The organism is Gemmatimonadales bacterium (assembly GCA_030697825.1).
GTDB lineage: Bacteria > Gemmatimonadota > Gemmatimonadetes > Gemmatimonadales > JACORV01 > JACORV01.
Map to the genome: position 1 here is coordinate 1 of JAUYOW010000309.1, position 5608 is coordinate 5608.

General features: G+C 68.9%; 6 protein-coding genes. 5 read left to right on the top strand and 1 reads right to left on the bottom strand.

Translation table 11 applies throughout. The annotated features are described in order from the left end of the window. From Q8Q85_15060 to Q8Q85_15070, 3 genes are all read left to right on the top strand, one after another. Positions 1-692: hypothetical protein (locus Q8Q85_15060; protein MDP3775578.1), on the top strand; the 692-nt coding region annotated here is incomplete at its 5' end. A gap of 85 nt (positions 693-777) precedes the next feature. Then, on the top strand, positions 778-2049 hold the full coding sequence (locus tag Q8Q85_15065) for a dipeptidase (GenBank protein ID MDP3775579.1): 1272 nt from the start codon (positions 778-780) through the stop codon (positions 2047-2049). 284 nt (positions 2050-2333) lie between these two features. Next, a complete protein-coding gene (locus Q8Q85_15070) occupies positions 2334-2645 on the top strand; it encodes a hypothetical protein (GenBank protein MDP3775580.1) in 312 nt (103 codons plus the stop codon). Between the two features lie 101 nt (positions 2646-2746). On the opposite strand, the gene Q8Q85_15075 is transcribed toward Q8Q85_15070, so the two are convergent. After that, a complete protein-coding gene (locus Q8Q85_15075) occupies positions 2747-4093 on the bottom strand; it encodes a hypothetical protein (protein MDP3775581.1) in 1347 nt (448 codons plus the stop codon). Positions 4094-4106: 13 nt separating this feature from the next. Here Q8Q85_15075 and Q8Q85_15080 point away from each other — a divergent pair, with 13 nt between their 5' ends. Together Q8Q85_15080 and Q8Q85_15085 are read left to right on the top strand one after the other, a co-directional pair. Next, the gene (locus Q8Q85_15080; protein ID MDP3775582.1) at positions 4107-4778 is read left to right on the top strand and encodes a hypothetical protein; all 672 of its coding nucleotides are present in this window, start codon (positions 4107-4109) and stop codon (positions 4776-4778) included. Further along, positions 4765-5608, top strand: an 844-nt coding sequence (locus Q8Q85_15085; protein MDP3775583.1) for a cache domain-containing protein, incomplete at its 3' end; no start/stop codon positions are given. The genes Q8Q85_15080 and Q8Q85_15085, both read left to right, overlap by 14 nt.

The window sequence follows — 5608 nt, forward strand, 5'->3', positions numbered from 1 at the left end:
AGTACACGGTGAGTGCCACCGTTACCGGCGCTCCCGCCAACGGCATCCGCATCAGGCTTTACGCGATCAACCCGCTGACCAACATGCCGGTGGAGCCGGTTCTGTTCCTCGGGTACGTGGATCTCACCGACGAGGTCACGGCGCAGGCCAGCACGCTTGGTGTCCTCCTCAAGCTGGGCACCACGACGATCGCCGACTATAGCATTTCACTCACGAGAGCGACCAGCTCTTTCTCGCTGAGCGCCGACGGGTTCATCCGGAACGCCGATGCGACCGGCCGGGTCGATTTCAGTCTTCAGAACACCATCAACCTGCAGACCTTCACGGTAAGCATCGTGCACAACCTGACCGGTTCGGACGGGACGGCGATCCGGGTCGAGTTGTCCGGCAACGACGTGTCGGCGACCGTGCTTTTCCGGGTGTCGCACGGCGGCAACTCGATCGAGCTGAACGGCACTTTCTCGAGCACCGCGACATCCGAGACCGTGGACCTCGACGTCAAGTACAACGGCACGGTGGTGGCGACGATCACCGGCGACCCCGACAGCCCGACTATCACCGGGGCCAACGGGCACACGGTGACCGCACAGGAGCTCGTCGCGCTGGTGACCATATTCGAGAAAGCCGGCGACTTCATCGGGAACTTCAGCGAGGCGGTGTTCCGTCCCGCGGACATCGTGTTCCGCCCGTAGGTCCCCACTTCGTGTTGTCCCGCGACGGGCGGCCTTCGGGCCGCCCGTTGTGCTTCTCGGAGGTAGTCGGGTATCGTCCCAAGCCATGAAAAATACGATCGCGTTCCTGAGCCTCCTTGTCCTCACCGCGCCGCTCGCCGCGCAGGCCCCCGATTCCGCCCTCATCCGCCGCGCGCTGCGCCTGCACCGCGAAGTGCCGATGGTGGATGGCCACAACGACCATCCCTGGGAGATGCGTGCCCAACGGGTCATGGGGTTCGAGCACCACGACATGACGGGCTCCCTCCCCACCTTCCAGACGGACATCCCGCGCCTCCGCGCGGGGGGCGTGGGCGCGCAGTTCTGGTCCATCTTCATCTACGACACGATGATCCACTCGGGCGCCGCGCGGCTCACGATGGAGCAGATCGACATCGTGAAGCGGATGGAGGCGCGCTACCCGGACGTGTTCGCGCCGTCCCGCACCGCCGACGACATCCTGCGGGCGCACCGGCAGGGACGGATCGCGTCGCTGATGGGCATCGAGGGCGGCCACGCGATAGAGAACTCGCTCGGCGCGCTACGCCTCTTCTTCGAGCTGGGCGTCCGCTACCTGACGCTCACTTGGAACAACGATGTCCCTTGGGCCGACGCGAACATCGGCGCCCACCTCCACCACGGCCTCACGCCATTCGGATACGAGGTGGTGCGGGAGATGAACCGGCTCGGGATGCTGGTGGACATCTCGCACGGGGACGATTCGGTGATGGCGCAGGTGCTGCGCACTTCAGAGGCTCCGGCGATCTTTTCGCACTCGTCGGCTCGCGCGATAGCGGACCACCCGCGCAACGTCCCCGATTGGATCCTTGGCGCGCTGCCGAGGAACGGAGGCGTGGTGATGGTGAACTTCAACTGCGGCTTCATCGACTCCGCGATGGCGGCGCGTTCGGGCGCCCGGCGGGCGGCGCAGGCGCGGCTCCGCGCCCAATTCGCCGCGGACTCCGCCGGCTACCGCCGCGCGTTGGCGGCCTGGGACACCGCCAATCCCGAGCCGGCCGGCCGGCCGGACATCGCCGCGGTCGCCGATCACATCGACCACATCCGCCAGGTCGCCGGAATCGACAATATCGGCTACGGCAGCGACTACGACGGCATCACGTGCGTGCCGCGCGGCCTCGAGGACGTGAGCGCGTTCCCTCGACTCACCGCCGAGCTGCTCCGCCGAGGCTACAGCGACGAGGACGTGAAGAAGGTGATCGGGCTCAACTTCCTGCGCGCGATGCGCGGTGCTGAGGCGACCGCGGCCCGCCTTCAGCGCCAGCGCCCGCCGAGCACCGCGACGTTGGCGCAGTTGGACAGCGTCGGGGTAGCAAGGTGACACGCGCCGGCGGGCCGACTGGCCGGCGGGCGCACCCGCCGGGCCGCCCGTTGGCGCGCTGGTGCGTTGGCGCGCTCGCTTCGCTCGCCGCCTGCTCGGGCCGGAGCGCCCCGCCGGAATCGGCGCCGGTCCCCGCGCCGGCCACCAGCGCCCCGGCGGCTGCGCCAGCCCTCGCACCCAGCGCCTCGGCTGGCAGCTACCTTCTCCGCGCCAACATCGAGAGCCGGCAGGGGAGTGGGCAGCGCCAGGGGCAACGGCGCAGAGCTGCGGCCGGTGAGGGAACCGTGCTGCGGCTCGGGGCGACTCCCCTCGCGGCGCCGCTGGCCGGTGTCCAGGCGGTCACGCAGTTCTCCGCGAACATCGCCATCGTCGGCTATACGCGTGCGCCACGCGGCCGCACCGGCCAGGTTGCGGCCTGGTGGCCCATTCCAGGCGATAGCATCGTCATCCAGTTCCCGTCCGCGAGGGGTAACGGCTCCGTTCAGCTGCGCGGCGCGCGGCGGGGACCGGCCTTGAGCGGCGAGATCTGGTTCATCTCGGAGGCGACGGGAGCGACGTTTCAGCTGGGGACATTTGCGGCGAGCAGGACGAGGTGAGGAGGTGATGAGGTGATGAAGTGAGGACGTGATACGGTGTAAGCCCATCCGCACCGGCATCACCACATCACCACATCACTACATCACCTTCTTTCGAACCCTCAGAACGCCACCCCCGCAAACCAATTCAGATGATTCGCCGCGATCACGCCGGGAGAGTACGTCGTCTCGATCCTTCGGAACTCCAGGCCCATCAGCAGTCCGCCGCCCGGCCGCCAGTGCAGATGGCCCTCGTAAGACACGTTCTTGATGCGTCCGGTCGTGGGCAGGTCGGTGTCCTCGGGGTCGTCGAAGCCGTAACCTCCGCCGAGTTCCCAGGCGAAGGTCGGCCGGAGATTGAGCTGCACCCACCCGCCCTGGGTCCGGACCGGCACTCCCAGCGCGCCCTGGCTCTGGCCGACGCCGCCTCCACCGAGGCCGCTAAGCGCCAGGCCGTTGAAGAAAGCCTCACCGAGGATCGCGACCTTGGGCCCGAGCGCGAGGCGAAGATCCGCGGTGTAGGCTTCGCTCGTAAGAAGGGTTTCCCCCGTTGTGGCGATCCAGCCGCGATGGATGCCGAAGCCGATCTGGCTTTCGGTGTCTTCGGAGCCCCAGCCTACGTAGACGCGGCCTTCGGCCATCGGACGACCGCTCTTCTCGGCGCTGTCGGGTTGGGTGTCGAAGGCGGGCTGGGCGGAGGGCTGCATCGGCGCGAGCGCGGCGCCCTGAACGCCGAAGCGCACCCGGCTGCCGGCCTCGAACGTGAGCCGGGCCTGCGGGATCCAGAGCCAGAGGTTGCCGCTGGTCACGAATCCTGGCGTGCCGCTCGCGGCGAAGGACACGGGATTGTGCGGCGCGACGAGTGGAGACTCCTGGCCCACGAGCAGCCCGATGTGCGGCCAATCGACCTTGAGCGTAGCCGTACGCACCCGCAGGAGCGGGCGGGTACGGCCGCCTCCGCTGGGCTGCTGGCCTCCGAAGAAGTCCATCTGCAGGTCGGCGGAGAGGTCGCCGCCGAGGGCGCGGGCACCGGACATCGTGATCCCGAGACGCGTCTGGCGGATCGCCCCGCCCAGGTGGCTGTTGGGGAGGCCGGAGGTGTCCTGCGGGTTCTCGACGAACTGCGGCACGTCGGAGTTGTTGACGCGCGCGCCGTTGTGGAAGCCGTTGACGAGGATGAGTCCTGAGAGCTCGAGGCGGTTTCGGAGCCGCGACTGTACCTTGGCCTGCGCCTGCTCCTCGAGCTGACGCTGGAGCCGCTCCACCGTTTCCTCGAGCCGTTGGACGCGTTCGGCGAGGGAGTCCTGTGGCGGTGTCTCTTGTGCGATGGCGGCGCTCGCCGCCCCGAGGCCGACGAGCAGCAGCAGGCCGGCGCTCCAGCGCGTACGCATCACGTTGACCTCCATGGAATCGTGGCCGAGCTTGACGGCGCCCGAGGGGAAAGGCAGACTCGTGCGTATGAATAGCATATCACGAAGGTCCGTGCGGCGCATCACAGTCGTGGGCGCCGGCCTGGTGCTCGCCCTGGCGGCGCGACCGGCAGCCGCGCAGGTGAGCGGCCGTGTGACGGTGACCGAAGCCGGCGGGCGTACGGCGCCCGACCTCGGGGACGCGGTCATCTTCCTCGACGGGCGCGGCCCACGGGGCGCGGCACCGTCGCGGCCGGAGATCGCGCTCGACGCCCGCCAGTTCCGACCGCGGGTGTCGGTGATCCCAGTGGGGACCACGATGAACTTCCCCAACCTCGATCCGTTCAACCACAACGTCTTTTCCCTGGCCGGGGGCAGCGCATTCGACCTCGGCTTGTACGGGCGGGGCGAGTCGCGAAACCACCGCTTCAGCCGCGCGGGACTGGTTCGGATCTTCTGCAATATCCATCCGCGGATGAGCGCGTTCATCGTGGTGCGGGACAACGCGTGGTACACGCAGCCCGGCGCCGATGGCAGCTTCACCATCCCCGGTGTGCCACTCGGGACCTACACGCTCAACATCTGGCACGAGCGGGCGCCGGAGATCCGGCAGCAGATCACGGTGCCGGCGGGCGGTCTCTCGGGGCTCGAGCTCGCGATGGATGCCGGCGGGTATCGCTGGGTCCAGCACCGCAACAAGAACGGACAGGAGTACGGGAGCGGGACGACGCGTGAGCGATACTAGCACCGGCCGCGGTTTCGGCCTCACGCTCAAGATCTTCGCGGCGACCGCGCTCGTGGTCGCGGTCGTGCTCGGGCTGGCGCTGGCGCTCACGTCTCTCGGCGCGAGACGCACCGCGAACGAGGCGCTGGAGCGCAGCCTCGCCAACACCGACGAGGTGGCGCGGGCGTTCATCGAGGCGGAGAAGGCCAAGCTCGCCTCCGGCGCCGCGGCCGCGGTGCAGAACCCGAACGCCATCGCGGCGATCGTCTCCGGCGATGCGAGCACGGTGTTCGACCAGGCGCAGACCCTCCAGCAGACCATCGGCGCCGACTACACGCTAATCACCGACAACCAGGCGGTCCTCATGGCGCGCACGGACCAGCCCGGCGCTTCGGGGGACACGTTGGGCGGGGCGCTAATCGGGCAGGCGCTCGAGGGCCGGCAGGTGGCGGGGTACGTCGCGCAGACGGACCGGGCGCGGAACGTTGATCGGTTCTATCTCGCGGTCGCGACGCCGCTCCAGATCCCCGTCGGCACGGGCCCGGTCGAGGCGGTGCTCGTGGCGGCGCACCAGGTCACGGACTCCCTGGCGCAGGAGGTGAAGCGCGCCACCGGGAGCGACATCGTTTTCTATGTGATCAAGGAGGACAGCGCGGGTCACTCGCCGGCCGTCGTGGCGAGCACCCGCCCGCCGGCGGCGGAGATCGACGCCGCGATCTCGCACACCTTCACGGATTCGGCCATGCAGAGCGACAGCGTGCGGATCCGGGTCGAAGCGACGCTGGGTGGCGAGCGGCTGGTCGGCTTCAACCACTTCCTCAAGACGCCGGGCGCTTCGGAGGCGTACGGCG